Source organism: Lewinella cohaerens DSM 23179, assembly GCF_000379805.1.
GTDB classification, from domain to species: domain Bacteria; phylum Bacteroidota; class Bacteroidia; order Chitinophagales; family Saprospiraceae; genus Lewinella; species Lewinella cohaerens.
This window is the reverse complement of sequence record NZ_KB903547.1, coordinates 96,763-114,448: the sequence shown is the minus strand read 5'-3', so window position 1 is coordinate 114,448 and position 17,686 is coordinate 96,763. Positions and strand designations below refer to the sequence as shown.

General features: G+C 44.1%; 12 protein-coding genes. 8 read left to right on the top strand and 4 right to left on the bottom strand.

Going from position 1 to position 17,686, the window contains the following annotated elements; genetic code table 11:
• Positions 1-14: 14 nt before the first annotated feature.
• On the bottom strand, positions 15-554 hold the full coding sequence (locus A3EU_RS0115620) for a 3'-5' exonuclease (protein WP_020537125.1): 540 nt from the start codon (positions 552-554) through the stop codon (positions 15-17).
• 319 nt (positions 555-873) lie between these two features.
• On the opposite strand from A3EU_RS0115620, the gene A3EU_RS0115615 reads away from it, so the two are divergent.
• Both A3EU_RS0115615 and A3EU_RS0115610 read left to right on the top strand, forming a co-directional pair.
• On the top strand, positions 874-1,563 hold the full coding sequence (locus A3EU_RS0115615; protein ID WP_020537124.1) for a hypothetical protein: 690 nt from the start codon (positions 874-876) through the stop codon (positions 1,561-1,563).
• A 330-nt stretch (positions 1,564-1,893) separates the two neighbouring features.
• Complete coding sequence (locus A3EU_RS0115610; protein WP_020537123.1) at positions 1,894-3,012, top strand: DUF4407 domain-containing protein; 1,119 nt, start codon at positions 1,894-1,896, stop codon at positions 3,010-3,012.
• 120 nt (positions 3,013-3,132) lie between these two features.
• Here the strand turns inward: A3EU_RS0115610 and ypfJ are convergent, their stop codons facing one another.
• On the bottom strand, positions 3,133-4,014 hold the full coding sequence (gene ypfJ, locus A3EU_RS0115605; RefSeq protein ID WP_020537122.1) for a KPN_02809 family neutral zinc metallopeptidase: 882 nt from the start codon (positions 4,012-4,014) through the stop codon (positions 3,133-3,135).
• Positions 4,015-4,407: 393 nt separating this feature from the next.
• Here ypfJ and ilvD point away from each other — a divergent pair, with 393 nt between their 5' ends.
• From ilvD to ilvN, 3 genes are all read left to right on the top strand, one after another.
• Positions 4,408-6,108 carry a dihydroxy-acid dehydratase gene (gene ilvD / locus A3EU_RS0115600; protein ID WP_020537121.1) on the top strand — a complete coding sequence of 567 codons (1,701 nt, stop codon included), beginning with the start codon at positions 4,408-4,410 and terminating at the stop codon, positions 6,106-6,108.
• Positions 6,109-6,339: 231 nt separating this feature from the next.
• A complete protein-coding gene (gene ilvB / locus A3EU_RS0115595; protein WP_020537120.1) occupies positions 6,340-8,100 on the top strand; it encodes a biosynthetic-type acetolactate synthase large subunit in 1,761 nt (586 codons plus the stop codon).
• Positions 8,101-8,249: 149 nt separating this feature from the next.
• Positions 8,250-8,792 carry an acetolactate synthase small subunit gene (gene ilvN / locus A3EU_RS0115590; protein ID WP_020537119.1) on the top strand — a complete coding sequence of 181 codons (543 nt, stop codon included), beginning with the start codon at positions 8,250-8,252 and terminating at the stop codon, positions 8,790-8,792.
• 1 nt (position 8,793) lies between these two features.
• On the opposite strand, the gene A3EU_RS0115585 is transcribed toward ilvN, so the two are convergent.
• On the bottom strand, positions 8,794-9,801 hold the full coding sequence (locus A3EU_RS0115585) for a helix-turn-helix domain-containing protein (RefSeq protein WP_245569361.1): 1,008 nt from the start codon (positions 9,799-9,801) through the stop codon (positions 8,794-8,796).
• 81 nt (positions 9,802-9,882) lie between these two features.
• Between A3EU_RS0115585 and A3EU_RS0115580 the strand changes: the two genes are divergently transcribed.
• Positions 9,883-10,698 carry an SDR family NAD(P)-dependent oxidoreductase gene (locus A3EU_RS0115580; protein WP_026211417.1) on the top strand — a complete coding sequence of 272 codons (816 nt, stop codon included), beginning with the start codon at positions 9,883-9,885 and terminating at the stop codon, positions 10,696-10,698.
• 4 nt (positions 10,699-10,702) lie between these two features.
• Here the strand turns inward: A3EU_RS0115580 and A3EU_RS0115575 are convergent, their stop codons facing one another.
• Positions 10,703-11,590: a hypothetical protein gene (locus A3EU_RS0115575; RefSeq protein ID WP_020537116.1), complete on the bottom strand. Its 888-nt coding sequence runs from the start codon at positions 11,588-11,590 to the stop codon at positions 10,703-10,705.
• Positions 11,591-11,938: 348 nt separating this feature from the next.
• Between A3EU_RS0115575 and A3EU_RS32930 the strand changes: the two genes are divergently transcribed.
• Positions 11,939-13,564: a DUF6089 family protein gene (locus A3EU_RS32930; RefSeq protein WP_169433361.1), complete on the top strand. Its 1,626-nt coding sequence runs from the start codon at positions 11,939-11,941 to the stop codon at positions 13,562-13,564.
• Positions 13,565-13,733: 169 nt separating this feature from the next.
• Positions 13,734-17,615: a PKD domain-containing protein gene (locus tag A3EU_RS0115565; RefSeq protein ID WP_020537114.1), complete on the top strand. Its 3,882-nt coding sequence runs from the start codon at positions 13,734-13,736 to the stop codon at positions 17,613-17,615.
• Positions 17,616-17,686: the final 71 nt, after the last annotated feature.

The window sequence follows — 17,686 nt, the reverse complement described above, 5'->3', positions numbered from 1 at the left end:
CAAAGATAAGTCGATTATAACAGCTGTCGCAATATCTTGGCAATATTCCGCGCATCATCAATGCCTCGGTGATGAGTGCCCTCCAATGGAATTTCTAATTGTTTCAATGCTGTATCCATACCAACCGGATGAGAAAGGTGATGGCGCAAAGCAAAAAGTGCTTTCACATTAAGGTGCTGGGCACTTAACGGGAAGGGTACTTTTTCTCTTAAGCATTGCCGTTTCAACTGATTCATATCATAAGCACCGTAACTTGCCCAAGGGTGGCGGTTGGCTTGGTATTTATCTTTTAAATACTGGGAAGCATCCGAAAAGGAAGGAGCATCGGCGACCATGTCCGGAGTGATGGTAGTAAGCTCCGTGCAAAAATCACTGACAGTGGAAGTAGTTGGTTTGACTAAGATCCCTTCGTTTGCAAGGATATTGCCACTTGCTACTTCTAGAACGGCCACACCGTATTCAATGACATCATGGTGTACGCCTTTGGGCGTTTTGCCAGACCAACAAGTGGCCTCCAGGTCGATAATGATGATTTTGGTAAAATCGAGTGCCATGTTTTTTCTTTTAAAAAAAGTGATTGGTATAGAACCACATGAGATAGGATAAAGTTTCGAGAGATGTATTGAACGAATACCTATTAGAGGTGTATAGGGTTTAAGGTATAGAAATAATACTCAAAATAAAACGTTAGTTCATCATATTAGGGAGTTCGCAAAAAATAATCTACACACTTTCCTACAAATTTTCCTTTATCCATCATCAGATTTTCCTTGCGTAGCCCGCTATGCTGCGAAAAACCCGATTTGTCTAAAGAAAAATTTACTACGTCCTTTGCGTAGGTTATTTATTTTCTCATCCCTTAAAACCAGCCTTATGCACCGCAGTATTTATCTCGCACTGTTTTTCATGCTTTCCATTTCCCTTCATGCACAATTTGGTTTATCTGGCCATTACCTTAGTGGTCAGGCTGAAAAGTGGGAGTATACGCCTTTGAGTACCAATGAAGAATCGATAGACCTACCAGGGACTGGCTGGCAAGCAGGATTGGATTACTGGTTTCGGTTGCCCAATGCTCGTATCGAATTTTTACCAATGATTGCCTACAGTACCCAAGAGCAAACAGTCGCAGGTGAATTCACTTCACTCGATACCCGTGCGCAGGCTTTCCATTTCTTCTTTAATACCAATATCTATTTTCTTGACTTGGAAGGGGATTGTGACTGTCCTACCTTTTCTAAGCAAGGGCCAGGTTTTCAAAAAGGCGTTTTTCTACAGCTATCCCCTGGCTACAGTGTTTTTGATTTTAGTGTCAACAATGATGCAATAGGGGAGGAGTACACCGCTGATGACGCTGGTTTTAGTATCGGTTTAGCGCTGGGGATTGATCTTGGTATCGCAGATTTGTTAACCATAACACCTATGGTTGGAGCACGTTACTATCCATCCTTGACTTGGTCAACCTTGGGGCAAGAAGCTGGCTTGGGGCTTCCTGAAAAAGTGGAATCAGAAAGCAGTTTATTGCAATACCATGCAGGTATCCGTTTAGGCTTTCGCTTTGATTAGTAGATTTTTAACTCATTTTATCTTAATTCCATCCAGCTTAATCTAATTTTCTTACTCAAATCCCCCATACAGCCTTTATTTGGAGAAAGTTCTACGACTATTTACGTTAACCGTATTCTTAATCACTAGTGCCTCGGAAATTAAGTTACTGATAGTTAAGTTGAAGTTATTTTGTCGCTAATTAAGGTGGAGGTTCCTGCGCATAGCCTAAGCAAAGTAAGGGGTTCTCCAACGAAGAGTAGCGGCAAAAGAACGAAACTTGGACTGTCAAGAGTTTAGTTTCCGAGGCACTACAGTTGCACGCTTGTGCTTCTCCAAAATGCCCGGCTTATGAACGATTTGAAGCAGTTCTTCCTGTTTTGTGCAGGTATTGATCAGCAAATACTAAAGCAGTGCCCCTCAGATGAAAACAAATATCTGGGGATTGGTGCTACCGTTTTCTTTACAGGTGTATTGGCCTTCTTTTCTTCGGCTTATGCCTTGTTTACCGTTTTTGATAGTTGGCTGGCAGCGGTGCTTTTTGGTACCGTATGGGGCTTGATGATTTTCAATCTCGACCGTTATATTGTTTCCAGTATGAAAAGCAAGCGAGGTTTTTTTGGCAACCTGGGAATGGCCTTGCCACGCTTGGCGCTGGCGATACTTCTGGCACTTGTAATTTCCAAGCCGCTGGAGTTGAAGATTTTTGAAAAGGAGATCAACTCCGAGGTGTTGATCATGGAGCAGGAGAAATACAAAGAGCAGGAAGACCGTATACAAGAACGTTATGCCCCACAGATAGCAGTTTACGAAGCAGATGTCTTACGCCTTCAGGCAGAAATAGATGCGAAGACCAGCGCTCGTGACGCAAAAGCTTTGGCTGCCTTACAGGAAGCTGATGGTAGTGGTGGGTCAGAAATACGGAACATGGGTCCTATTTATCGGGCAAAAAAAGCTGATGCAGATCAGGCACAGCAAGAATTGGATCAAACCCTGGCGCTTAATCAACCTCTAATTGTAGAAAAAACGACTGCGATTACCACTTTGCAAACGCAAGTAGCAACGGATATTTCAACCCTTGAGCGTGGCGCCTTTGGTGGCTTGGCAGCCCGTACCGAAGCTTTGGCACGCTTGGCCCAGCAGAGTGAAGCGATCCATTGGGCCAGCTTATTCGTGATGTTGTTATTTGTTGCCGTGGAAACGGCCCCTATCTTGGTGAAGTTGATTTCTCCACGTAGCCCTTATGACTATCTCTTGGCCGAACACGAGCAGCAGTTTGAATTGGCTGCCAAGGAAAGCATGGATGTCCGAAAAAGTGAGGTGCTGAACCGGGTAAGAGAAAAAACAGAGGTGGGTCTCCATCAAACGAAATCCGATATCAAATTGCGGAAAGCAGAAATTGATGCGGAAATCCAACAGCAATTGGATCGATTGCGTAATGGTGGTTGGAAATACGAATCAAACTCATAAATCTTCCAAGGCAAATTCCCATTTAGGGCAAATTCATGAATTTGCCCTAAATGGGAATTTGCCCTAAAAAAGACCATCGCCCCGAATAGCCTTACCAGGGCCTAAGCGAAAACCCTTGAATTACAGCGGATTCGCTGCAAAAGTATCCCCTTGGCCTAAGTCTCCGGTTTTCAATCCTTTAGCAAACCAACGCTGACGTTGTTCTGTTGTGCCGTGGGTGAAAGATTCTGGAACAACATAGCCTTGAGACTGCATTTGAATGTTATCATCTCCTACGGCTCCTGCCGCACGAATAGCTTCTTCGATATCTCCTTCTTCAAGGAAATTGCGCTTCTTTTGGCCGTGATGGGCCCAAACACCAGCGAAGAAATCAGCCATTAACTCCAAGCGTACAGATTTGTCATTGTATTCCGCTTTAGAAACATTTCCACGCAAGCGATCTACTTGTTGGGTTATACCTAATAAATACTGCACATGATGTCCTACTTCGTGTGCGAGTACATAAGCCATGGCAAAATCGCCAGGAGCTTTAAAGCGATTCTTAAGCGTATTATAGAAACTCAGGTCAATATAGAGTTTTTGATCTCCCGGGCAGTAGAAGGGGCCGGTACCTGCGTTTGCACGCCCACAACCAGAAACGGTCTCTCCCGTGAATAGCACCAGTGTTGGTTTTTGGTAGGGTTTACCAAAATGCTTGGGAAAGAGGTCAGTCCAAACATCTTCTGTATCCGCAAGTACAGTAGAGACGAAATCAGCCAACTCATCTTCGGCGGCATTGCCTGTGGTTACAGGGCCATTAGTGTTTTCTGTAGGAGCGGAAGCCATGCCACCACCATTGAATATTTGTAATAAGTCTGCTGGGTTTTTACCCATGATAAGTGCAAAGATGACGATCAGAATAGTACCTATTCCAAAACTTCCACCCACTTTACGACCCGTAGAACTGCCACCTCCGCGACGGTCTTCTACGTTCGTACTTTTTTTTCTGCCTTGCCAACGCATAGTATGATTTTTTAAGTGATGATTGACTAATCGGTTTTTTAGACTTGCAACGCGTGATTCGGTCACGACAATTTGTGATAGCTAAAATTAAGACATACAGCCGATTGGCCGCCCTAAAGGTAGGAAAACCATTGTTTGCCAGCACTTATTTTTATTTCTAATTAGGCTTTGAGCCGTAAGTAAAGTCTATTTTGTTTTCTGATTTTCAGTGAGTTGTGTGGTGTTTTGGCCCTATGCTAGATCGTAGCAGTTGGCTTTATTCATTCTTTTAAGGAAGATAGAGGTTATAATTTTGATAGGTAAGCGTGTGTTAGGGATTTTATCATGTTGGAGGTGTTTCTTCTAAACAAAAAACCTCAAGACGCGCCAGGATATATAAAAGTCAGGAACTAGATGAAAGGATTGAATAAATACAGCCGGGTGATTACCCAGGATCCTACCCAGCCTGCTGCTCAGGCGATGTTGCATGGTATTGGTTTAACGAAAGAAGACCTAACCAAAGCTCAGATAGGGATTGTGAGTACGGGATGGGAAGGCAACACCTGTAATATGCACCTGAATGATTTGGCCAAGGTGGTAAAGGCGGGCGTAAATAAAGCAGATTTGATTGGTCTGATTTTTCATACTATCGGTGTATCTGATGGTATGAGTATGGGGACTGATGGCATGCGTTATAGTTTACCTAGTAGGGATCTTATTGCGGATAGTATTGAAACAGTTGTAGGTGCTCAATGGTATGATGGAGTGGCAGCAGTAGTAGGTTGCGACAAAAATATGCCTGGTGCTATGATTGCCTTGGCTCGCCTCAATCGCCCTGCTATTTTAATTTATGGAGGTACTATCAGTCCTGGTTGTTACGCGGGCAAGAAGTTGGATATTGTTTCTGCTTTTGAAGCATTGGGCCATCGAATCGCCGGAGAGATGGATGATGATACCTATCAAGGGGTTATTCAAAATGCTTGTCCGGGCGCCGGAGCATGTGGCGGAATGTATACGGCCAATACCATGGCTTCAGCTATTGAAGCGATGGGCATGAGCTTGCCCTACAATTCCAGCTATCCAGCAAATACAGACGATAAAGAAGGAGATTGCCTACGTGTAGGTAAGGCACTGCGCCATCTACTCGAACAAGATATCAAGCCTCTGGATATATTAACCAAGAAGGCGTTTGAAAATGCGATTACGGTCATTACGGTACTAGGCGGCTCTACAAATGCGGTGTTACACTTGGTCGCGATGGCAAAGGCAGCGAATGTAGACCTTACCATTGATGATTTTCAGCGCATAGCTGATAAAACACCCTATCTGGCGGATTTGAAGCCTAGCGGGAAATACGTGATGGAAGACTTGTCGATAGTAGGTGGTGTGCCTGGTGTGATGAAAATGCTACTAGAAGCTGGTTATTTGCATGGCGATTGTATGACGGTAACGGGTAAAACGATTGCTGAGAATCTAGCAGAATTACCTGGTTTGAAAGAAGGGCAAGATGTTATCTACCCGATAGACCAGCCCATTAAAGAAAGTGGCCACCTCCGGATCTTATACGGCAATTTGGCCGAAGGAGGAGCTGTTGCTAAAATTACAGGCAAAGAAGGAACCTTGTTTAATGGCCCTGCGCGGGTTTTTGATGGGGAAGCTGCTACCAATGCTGCCATTACCAATAAAGAAATAAAAGCAGGAGAGGTTATTGTTATTCGCTATTGTGGTCCCAAAGGTGGTCCTGGCATGCCCGAGATGCTTAAACCCACGAGTGCTATTATGGGAGAAGGCTTGGGCAAAGAAGTGGCACTCATTACCGATGGCCGTTTTTCTGGGGGTACGCATGGTTTCGTTGTCGGTCATATCACTCCTGAGGCACAGGTAGGTGGGGTGATTGGATTATTAAAGAATGGCGATATGATAACCATTGATGCGGTAGCTAATTCACTGACAGTAGATTTGACGAAAGAAGAAATTGCCGCCCGTAAGCAAGCCTGGAGCCCACGGCCATTGGCGGCAACATCTGGTGCTTTGCGCAAATATGCTCAACTGGTGAGCAGTGCAAGTGAAGGTTGTGTAACCGATGAATATGTGCCTGGTAACGGCCATACTTAGGAACAGAGATTAATAATAATTCGAGTGCGTTAAAAGATGGTATATACTGCTGAAAAGGTTCTTTGTCCTTCAGGCCGAATAGGCCGTATCTGCCATAAATGACAGGGAACCAGGTATATAGACCGCTAATTTGTAGCACACTCGAATAATTTAGCAAGAAACAGTGTAGGACCTTGTGTCGACTGTCCATGTAATAAGGGCGCTGACGACACCATCCAAAAAATAAAGTGTATGAAACAGGAAACGGAAACCGTTGGCGAAGCACCGACTCTAGTCCGGGAAAGAATGACTGGGGCAGAGGCAATTCTTCGTTGTTTGCTAGCAGAAGGTGTAAATACTATTTTTGGCTACCCAGGTGGAGCTATTATGCCCGTTTATGATGCGCTGTATCATTATGAAGACCGACTTACCCACGTTTTGCCGCGCCATGAGCAAGGAGCTATCCATGCTGCCGAAGGCTATGCACGAGTGACGCGCAAGACGGGCGTGTGTATGGCAACTTCCGGCCCTGGTGCACTAAACTTATTTACCGGATTGGGTGATGCTTTATTGGATTCTACCCCGCTGGTTTGTATCACTGGTCAGGTGGCTAGTCATTTGTTAGGAACAGATGCTTTTCAGGAAACGGATGTAGTTAATAGCACTATTCCGCTGACAAAGTGGAATTATCAGATTACAAAAGCAGAAGAGATTCCTTACGTTTTTGCCAAAGCATTTTATATCGCCAATTCGGGGAAGCCTGGCCCTGTCGTAATCGATATTACTAAGGATGCACAGTTGAGCGAAATGGATTTTTCGTACCAGCGACAGCCACGGATTCGTTCCTATAATCCTTTACCTGCACTGCGAGAAGAACAAGTCAATGCCGCGGCAAAAGCTATTAACGAGGCAAAAAAGCCACTGATTCTGGCAGGCCACGGTATCCAGATTGCTGGTGCGCAAGAGGTTTTTCAGGAGTTTGTTGAAAAAACGGGTATCCCCTTGGCTTGTACAATTCATGGCCTGTCGAGTATTTCCTCAGAACACCCCTTGCATATGGGTATGTTAGGGATGCACGGGAATTACGGGCCAAACATGAAGCAAAATGAATGTGATGTATTGATCGCCATAGGAATGCGTTTCGATGATCGCGTGACGGGCCGTCTAAGTGGGTACGCAAGGCAAGCTAAAGTTATTCATATTGAAATTGATCCTTCGGAAATAGACAAGAATGTCCCAGCTGATTATCCTGTGCTGGGAGACGCCAAACAGGTTTTAGAGGCGCTTTTACCCATCGTCGAAGAGAAGCGGTACCCTGAATGGTTGGCTGGCTTTCATAAGTGTGCCGAGATCGAACAAGAAAAGGTTATCAACGGTGCGATGCAGCCGACCGAGGATGGAAAAATAAAAATGGGTATGGCTGTTAAGGCCGTAAGTGACCAAACGGATGGGCTGGCCGTTGTAGCTACGGATGTTGGGCAGCACCAAATGATTGCTGCACGCTATTACTCCTTCCGGAGTACCAATCAGTGGGTTTCTTCTGGCGGTGCCGGAACAATGGGTTTTGGGCTTCCTGCAGCCTTTGGCGCTAAGTTTGCCCAACCCGAGCGGGAAGTCGTTGCGTTCATTGGTGATGGTGGTTTCCAAATGACGATCCAGGAACTCGGCCTTTGTGCTCAGTGGAATACGGGGGTAAAGATTGTCTTACTGGACAATAACTATCTAGGAATGGTACGCCAATGGCAGCAGTTGTTTTTTGACCGGCGCTATTCTTCGGTAGAGTTGCAAAATCCGGATTTTATCAAAATTGCTGAAGGTTTTGGCGTATCGGGTAAATCAATTAGCGATCCAGCAGAATTGGATAGCGCTATTGCCGAAATGTTGGCCTACGACGGGCCTTACCTATTGCACGTTAATGTGGCAAAAGAAGAAAATGTTTTCCCTATGGTACCCTCCGGTGCCGCTGTGGACGAAATTGTATTAACACCGGAGGAATTAGTGAAAAACGACTAAGTAATTGGGCTAAAATTAAAGGCCATTCTTTGTCCTGAGAAACACAAATTTACTGAACGTTACTTCCATGTTTTCAGTCACTTATCAGTGGATTTGTGTTTCCAAAGAATGGCAATCTGTTTTTTCACGCCTCCTAAGTAAGTTATATCATGGCTAAGCAAGATTATACCATAACCGTTTTTTCAGAGCATACTACGGGAATGCTTTCTCGGGTAGTTTCCATTTTCACTCGCAGGCACATCAATGTTGAAAGCCTCACCACCAGCCAATCTTCTATTGAAGGGATTCATCGTTTTACGATAGTCGTAGAGGTAGAAGAGGACATGGTAAGAAAGTTAGTTGCCCAGCTAGACAAGCAAATCGATATTATTAAAGCTTTTTATTACGAACCTGATGAGATCGTTTATCAAGAGGTTGCGCTATATAAGGTGCCATTTTCCATGTTTTCAGAGGGAACCGTAGTTGAACGCTTGGTGCGTTCACACAATGCTCGAATTCTGGTCATTGAACCCGAGTATGTGGTCATCGAAAAAACCGGTCATCAACAAGAAACAGAAGATTTGCTGAATGAACTCAAGGAAGTGGGGGATATTTATGGCTTTGTTCGCTCCGGACGGGTAGCTATCGTGAAACCGATGGAACGATTGAACCGATATTTAGAGTCGCTAGAGTCCGCTGTTGAGCGCCTCTAGGTTAGTGAACCAGGTTTTTGAGTTGTTGGCGGTATTCTCGTGGGCTTACTCCCGTAATTTGCTTAAACTGCTTGTTGAAATGCGAGAGGTTGTTAAAACCGCTTTCAAAGGAAATGGCCGCAATGCTGAGGTGGTCATTTTGTAGAAGGCGAGAAGCATAAGTGATGCGGAATTCATTGACCATCTGTGTGAAAGTACGGTTGGTCAGCTTCTTAAAATACCTACAATACGCAGGCACGGTCATGTTAATCAGTGATGCGACTTCTTCAAGAGGGATAACTCTCTGGAAGTGGGTTTCTACATGTGCATAAATAACCTCCATTCTATCCTGATCCTGTGGGTTTACTTCCACTGCGAATCCGTTGGCATTCAAGGATTGGTAGGCGTCTGTTGTAGCCATTTGCTGTAGTACACTAAGCAAGCTAACCAGGCGCTCAAAGGCTGGCATGTCGCTCATGGCCAATAATTGATTACCTATATCATGTTTTACCTCGTCGAGGAAGATGATCCCCGTTTTCCCTCGATCAAATAAGCCTTTAATGGCTTGCATTTCGGGAATTGACAAGAATTGTTTCCCCCAAAAGTCGTCGGTCATCTGTATCACCAATTCATTGCCTTCCGGTGCATAACTGAGATGAGGTAAATTGGGGCCTAGAAAAATTAATTCACCGTTTTCATATCGCCCAATGTGATCGCCTATATGTCTTTTGCCATCACCTGCTGAAATGTATACGATTTCAAACTCCGGATGAAAATGCCATTGCGGTTTATCGTTGCAGGATTTATCGACGAATTTTTCTAGATAGAAGGAGTTGCCAAAAACGGGGTCAATCTTTTCAAAACTTGCTTTTAGAGGGCCAGCCATAATTTTAACTTGTTGTACGAAAAATAGCAAAGTAGTAGTTTGCAAGATAATGCTAATGGTGCAAAATTGATGATTATTGTACTTAAGGGGCAGTTTTTCTGTTAGAATAGCAGGTGTTTTTTCGTTGCCTGAAGGTGCCATCATGAGCAAAAGAAATATTCGATAACCTTATTTATTGTAATTTGTGGTTCTTTATGGAGAATTGTCAGAGAACCTTATCTATTAATGACACGAATTGCTAAACGATGTATGTTGGTGACGGGAGCTTCTTCCGGAATAGGTTATGCCACCGCTAGCTTTTTTGTAAACCAAGGTTGGGTTGTTTATGGTCTTTCTCGCAGTGGGAAGGTTCCTGCTGGTGTTAAGCCTTTGGTTGCTGATGTTACGAATGGGCTGCTTGTTCAGGAGGTGCTAGCGGCTGTGTTTGCCACTACAGGCCGTCTTGACGTCGTGGTAAATGCAGCTGGCATTGGTGGAGCAAGTAGTGTTGAGAATATTCCATTTGTAGAAGCAAAAAAAATATTCGACACCAATGTGTATGGAACGCTAGCGGTGATGCAGGCCAGTTTACCCTACTTGCGTCAAGGCCAACATACTACGTTTATTGCAATAAGCTCGATTGCCGGTGTGGTAGGTGTTCCTTTTCATGGTATATATAGTGCCAGTAAATTTGCGGTGGAAGGCCTGATAGAGTCTTTACGTTTAGAACTACACGGGACAGGGGTTACTGCCGTAAGTGTGTGTCCAGGGGATACCGCTACGCCGATTATTGGCAACCAATATCGAGCAAAACCTACAGACCTACCCGAGGTTTACCAAACTAATTACGAGAAAGCGGAACGTGCCATGCGGGAGAGCGTGGATGAGGGAATTGCTCCGTTACGGATAGTGGAAACAATAGATCGAATAATAAAGAAGTCCTCTCCAAATCCACGATATTATGTTGGAGGGTTTATTCAACAGCTAGCACCAATGGCTAAACGACTACTACCCAGGAAATGGTTTGAAACAATCATGAAAGCTTACTATGGTGTAAGCTGATGAATTAAGGTTTTGAACCTGAAGCACGAACATTGACAATCTTCCGTAGTAAATCAAACCAGAAGGGAGCTCCTAGAGAAACAGCTAGCGCTGTAACGATGTAGCCTAAGATTTTGGCCAGCCAATCGTAAATCCCATAATTGCTAAAATCGGTTTCTGCCCAGCCCAACCCTAGTGGAGACTTTATACTGTTTATTTCATTGTCAACAAAAGAACGAAGGTTTTCGAGTGATTCCTCAAAATCGGGGTCAGCTTCCCGAATGAGGGTGTTCTCGTCATTTTGTGCAAAATTTTCTGCCAATGTTACTACTTGCTGAAGCGTTTGAGGGTCACTCTCCAGTCGGCTATAGATAGAAAAGGTATCTGCGTTGAAAACAAGTGCAATTAGAATGCCTACCCAGATTAGAATTTTTTGGGTATAGCGTTTGTACCATCCTGAAGCACGATCCATGACATCGTTGTACCATTTTTGGATATTGCCCTTGAATTTGTCCAGATTATTATCGGCATCCCGCAATAGCTGATTAAGTACTTTCTTGAGGTCTTCATCTGGCAAAGCGTCAATCCTTTCTTTTAAATTTTCTACGCCATCTTCTTTGAGAATAATGTCAAAAAGAATACTCTGAAACGTGGCCGAATCCATATAAGAAGGAGGGCCCTGGGTATTGTTACTATACTGTTGGGATAAATGCTTATAGAGCGAATTGTTCTTGAAGTCTTTCAATAAGACTTCCCCTTTATCTGAACTAGCCAGCATATTATGGAGGGCCTTGGTGAGGTTCCTTCCTCGCAAATGAAAAAAGGAGGCCAATAACTCCATGATGGTAGTTGCCAAAAGACTAAGTAGCAACAAGACAAAAACAATTCCAATAACAACGGTTAGAATAGCCATACTAATTGGTGAATGAGTGGAGTATACAAGGATATTTTAAATAAAAACGTAATACCAATCGCCAAGATAAAATAATTAAGCATTCTTTAAAAGGGGCTTCCTGTTTTATGCGATAGCAGAGAAGATTACTATATATGTAAAATATAAAAATAGGTTGTAGCTTTTAGACATTCTTGAAAACTTGCTTAATTTTGTTTTAGCCATGTGATTCTCTTTCCCAGTTGTAGAATAATTCTTTCCGTTGCAAAAGTTAAGATGTGCGTCTTATCGAATAAGACCATGACTTGTTTGTATTCTTGCCAAAGCAAAAAGGGGGAACAAAAAATTCAACAAAACCGAATGTACATTATGAAATCATTTTACTTATTACTAACTATAATATTGGTTAGTATTTCTTCATTAAGCTACGCCCAGGAAGAAAAATGGGATGGCGGATTTTTTATTGGAGCTGCCAATTATGCAGGCGACTTAATCGAACCTAATCTAGTAGATTTGTCGAATACCAATGCAGCATTTGGCTTTATGCTTAAGCGTAATATTAGCCAATCTTTTGGGGTTCGTTTAGGACTAACTACCGGAAAACTTACAGGCAGTGACCTTGATTATCCTGATAATGAATCGCTCTTTGATCGAGGATTTACTTTCGATAACCGTTTGACGGAACTCTCTTTACTAGCTCAATGGGAGCCACTTGCTGGTAATCGTTACAAGGGCGGTAATTTTCGCAAGATTCTCTCTCCTTACTTATTTGCAGGCCCAGGACTTGCTTTTAGCAACCCAGAAACGGACTATAGTAATAATATGACAGCGAGGGGGGTTCAGGAAGATATAGATTCAGAAGAAAAAACCTTGCTTGTTTTAGTGGGAGGCGTTGGTTTACGTTATGATATCACCCGTAAGTGGAACCTAGGCCTGGAAGTTGGTCTTCGTCCGGCGATGAGCGATCGTATCGATGGCGTAAGCGCTAGCGGTAATGCTGATAAGGACGATTGGTACACTTTTGGTGGCCTGACTTTGACCACTCGCTTTGGCGCTAAGGATACCGATGGTGATGGTATTGCTGATGATAGTGATGATTGTCCTACAATAGCGGGTATTACGGCTACTTCTGGTTGCCCTGATGCTGATTTAGATGGTATTCCTGATAATAAAGATGCCTGTCCTAATGATGCAGGTGATGCCAAATTCAACGGCTGTCCTGACTCTGATGATGATGGTGTTGCCGACAACCAGGATAACTGTCCTAATACTCCCGGTATTCGCCGCTTCCGTGGTTGCCCTGATACCGATGGAGATGGTATTGCTGATCCTGTAGATATTTGTCCTACGATTGCTGGTGTTGCAGCATTAGACGGTTGTCCTGATGCTGATAGCGACGGAATTACCGATGCCGACGATGCTTGTCCACAATTGGCCGGTACAGCATCCGCCAATGGTTGTCCTGATGCTGATAATGACGGGATTATTGACCCTAACGACAAGTGTCCAGAGGTTGCAGGTCCTTCCGAGTTTGGAGGTTGCCCAGACCGTGATGGAGACGGTATCGGTGATGCCGATGATGCGTGTCCAACCAACGCCGGTCCTATAGAAAATGACGGTTGCCCAGTGATCAATGCAGATGACCAGGCAGCACTTGATTTAGCTATGGAAAATATCCGTTTCCGTACAGGTAGTAACCAGTTGTTATCTCAGTCGAACGCTACACTGGATGAGATCGCGGAAATTATTACACGTTACCCAAATTATAACCTCAAAATCAGTGGTTATTCTGATAATGTAGGTAACGATGCTGCTAACCAGAGCTTGTCTGAGCGTCGGGCTTTAGCTTGTTTCCAGTACTTGCTGGTAAAAGGAATTAGCAGAGACAGAATGTCTTATGCTGGTTATGGTGAAACCAATCCTATTGAAACCAATGATACTGTAGCTGGCCGTGCTAGAAACCGCCGGGTAGAGTTTGATTTGGAGATACGATAGTTTGCTTGGTGATTTTTTGCTAAAAGGGAGCTTTCCGTTAAGGGAGGCTCCCTTTTAGCATTTTTTAGAGCGTTAACTGTGTCTGTAACTGATAAGTTCATTAACTTAACAAGCAATAGCAAATACATAACAAAGTATTGTGTTTCATTCCTGGTTAAAAACAGAACCATTGCGCCTTAAATTTCAGCTTTCCTGTTGCTTGCCCTTTATCATTGGGCTGGGTTTATTTTTTACATCCTTCTCCTTAAATGCTACCCATATTGTTGGTGGAGAGTTGGGGTATACTTGTTTGGGGGACAACCAATACGAGATACGACTTACCATTTATCGAGATTGTGAGAACGGTAACCCAGATGCTTATTTCGATGACCCAGCCTCGATTGGTGTCTTTGATATCAATAATGTCCTACTCCAGGATATTCGAGTGCCCCTGATGGGAGATGATACGCTTTCTCCTGTGTTGACGGATGAATGTCTGGTGATTCCTCCTGATGTATGTGTACATACGACGACCTATCGTACTGTGGTGGAATTGTTGCCACGCCCTGGGGGCTACCAGTTAGCTTACCAGCGTTGTTGCAGAAATATGACGATTCAAAACATTGTAGATCCGCTGGGGACAGGGGCTACTTATGGTGTGATAATAACGGAGCGGGCGTTGCAAGAATGCAACAGTAGTGCAGAATTTTTGCAGTGGCCGCCACTTTATATATGCGCTAATGAACCCATAATTTTTGACCAATCAGCCATTGATATTGATGGTGATAGTATAGTGTACCGACTTTGTACGCCGCTAGAAGGAGCCACCCCTAATATTCCTCAACCTCAGCCTCCTAACCCTCCTCCTTACGCAGAAATTGTTTGGAATGACCCTCCTTATAATGTTGACAATATGCTTAATGGCATTCCTGGTAGCGATCCACTACAGATCAATAGTGTTACTGGTTTACTGACGGGCACACCTACTACCCAGGGCCAGTTTGTGGTAGGGATTTGTGCTGAAGAATACCGTGATGGTGAGTTGATTTCTACTTCTCGTAGAGATTTTCAGTACAATGTTGGCATATGTGGGGTAACTACGTCTGCTTTTTTTGCACCAGAAATTCAATGTGATGGTCTAGAAGTAGACGTACTGAATGAGAGTGTTGGTACCAGCAGTTTCCTGTGGGTCTTTGGTGATTTTGACAACCCGTTAGGTACTTCAATGGAACCGAATACAACTTTTGTTTTTCCAGATACAGGGCTTTATACGATCAGCCTTATTGCTGCTCCAGGAGAACCATGTGTTGATACTTTTTCTCAACAAATACACCTATTACCGCTTACGCTACAGCCTGCTTTCAGTATTGATACCTTGAGTTGTGGTGACAGTTTAGTATTACAACTCAATGATCTTTCTGTTGATGAATTATCAGAAATACAATCCTGGGCCTGGTTCCTGAATGGTAAGTTCTTTAGTGCCGAGCAGTCGCCTGAATTGGTGATTACGGAGCCGGGAGATTATACAATCGAACTTCGACTTACGGCTGAGAATGGTTGTAATAATGGAATTCTTACAGCTCTTGCAGATGTGAGTTTTATATTGGAAACCTTGCCCGATACTGATTTCTTGATTTGCCCAGGAGAGAGCGTTTTTCTTAATGCTGCTTTTCTACCACAGTATGAATATTTGTGGAGCCCGCCTGGAAGTTTAAGTGACCCAACGGCACCCAATCCCGAGGCGAGTCCATTGGTGACAACAACCTACGAACTAGTACTGACCGATCCTCAGAGTGGTTGTGTTGCTGATCGAAGTGTCGATGTTATTGTTAGTGAGCCATTAGAGGTGAGTATCAGTTCTGATCAAACACCTTGTGCTTCGGAGATTACCCTCACGGGGAGTAGCAATAATGGTATTCGTTATTTGTGGTCGCCTTTTGCTGATTTTAGCAGTCAGGTGGTTGAGGCCGAGGAGTATATTGTAAGTCCTTTTGGCACACAAACCTACTATCTACAAGTTTTCAATGAAGCGGATTGTGTGGCGTTGGATTCTATCACGGTGACCAGTTTGGCCGTCAACCTGGCAGTGATTACCCCTGATACGGCGGTCTGTTTAGGCGAAAGCCTAGCATTGCAAGTAACTAATCTGGATTTGGCCGATAACCTTGTTTATAACTGGGAACCCGCTGATGAGGTTACTTCAGGAGCAGATAGTGCGATGCCAACGGTAAGCCCCAATACTGCGGGAGATCAATGGTATACCTTTACCGCTACGAACCAGCATGGATGTGATATCGTCGATAGTATTCAAGTGACCGTCGTAGATTTGATGGAGTTTGGAGCAGGTGTCACTACTGATCAGTGTAGTGGATTTACGGTTGCTTTTTCGGCGGAAGATCCAGCAGCTGGTATTTACCAGTGGCATTTTGGTGATCCCAGCGTGCCGGATGCTACGGCTAGTGGTAGCCCCGTTGTTTATACCTATCCCAGTGCAGGCACTTATGATGTAATGGTAACTATTCCGGCCTTCCTGGCTTGCCCAGACACGCTTTTACTTGAAGTCGTTGTTGCCGAAGAAGGGCTCATTAACCCAGACTTTGATTGGGAATTCCTCAATTGTGGAGATAGTGCAACCGTGTTGGTAACGGATATGACGACCGCTGAAAATACGACTGTCACCAGTTGGGAATGGCTGATTGATGGAATCTTTTCGGGTAACGATCCGACCCTCGAAATTGAACTAGACAGTACACAAACAATCCCCGTAAGCTTATTGACAACTGCTGAAAATGGTTGCCAGGATACGATTACAGAAGATCTCATTATTTCATTAATCACTTTAAACCTGGAAGAATTAAGCCTTTGTCCTGGAGAATCGGTAGGCCTTAACCCACTGGGGAGTGAAGCCTATGAGTACCAGTGGTCGCCGAGTGCAAGCCTTAATGACAATACGATTGCTAATCCACAGGCAAGTCCGGAGTTTACGACTACTTATAGCGTTACGGTTACTGATCCAAATTCTATTTGCAACAGGGTAGGAGAGGTGCTGGTGAATGTAGCGCCACCTATTGCATATGTAAGTTCACCAGATACGACTACCTGTGCGGACAGCTGGCAATTATTTGTAGAGAGTGATCAAGCGGAAGCCTACCTCTGGGCTGCTGATCCTGATTTTCAAACGATTTTAGGAAATACAGAAATACAGGAAGTAACGCCTGGCCCAGGATCAACCTTCTATTTTTCTTTAACAGATGAGCAGGGCTGTACCGTTATTGATTCTGTGATTATTGATGGTCAAGGAGTAATGCTTGAGGCGTTTCCTGGCGCAACAATTTGTAGGGGAGATACGGTGACCTTAACGGCTGAATCCTTAGGCCCTTATGCCATTACTGATTACTCTTGGTCTCCACCGGATGCCGTGCTGGCAGGGCAGGGAACGGATGAAGTATTAGTGAACCCCCTAACTACGACGATGTTTACAGTGTCTGCGACCAACGAATTTGGGTGTATGGGAGAGGCCAGTAGTATGGTCAATGTTTTTCAATTGCAGCCCCCACTTTCCGTTACGCCAACAATAGATACCTTGCGCCCTGGCGAGTCGGTAACCTTGATGGCAACAGACGATCCAAGCTATAATTACTTTTGGTCGCCTACCGGTAGCCTTAGTGCCGGAGATATTCCCAATCCTGTTGCGAACCCGGAAGAAACAACAACTTACGAGCTCATTATTACAGACGCTAATGGCTGTACAAATCAAGTAGAAGTACTGCTGGTTGTCTTTAATTCCCCGTGTACAGCCCCTTATATTTTTGTTCCCAATGGATTTACGCCCAATGGCGATAATCTGAATGACATCTTATATGTGGAAGGTAATGTCATTGATGAGTTTTACTTTGTGGTTTACAACCGCTGGGGGGAAGAGGTTTTTGCCTCTCGTTCGCAAAACGATGGCTGGGATGGCACTTATCAGGGCAAGGAATTGGCCCCGGATGTTTATGGGTATTATCTCGAAGTAAGCTGTTTTGGCGGTGAGCGATACACCACAAAGGGAAATGTGACACTGTTGCGATAGTAAGGAGTAAATCTATTGTAATACGTTGTATTTTGTTTGATAATAAGTCAAATAGTTGTAAGTTTAGCTAT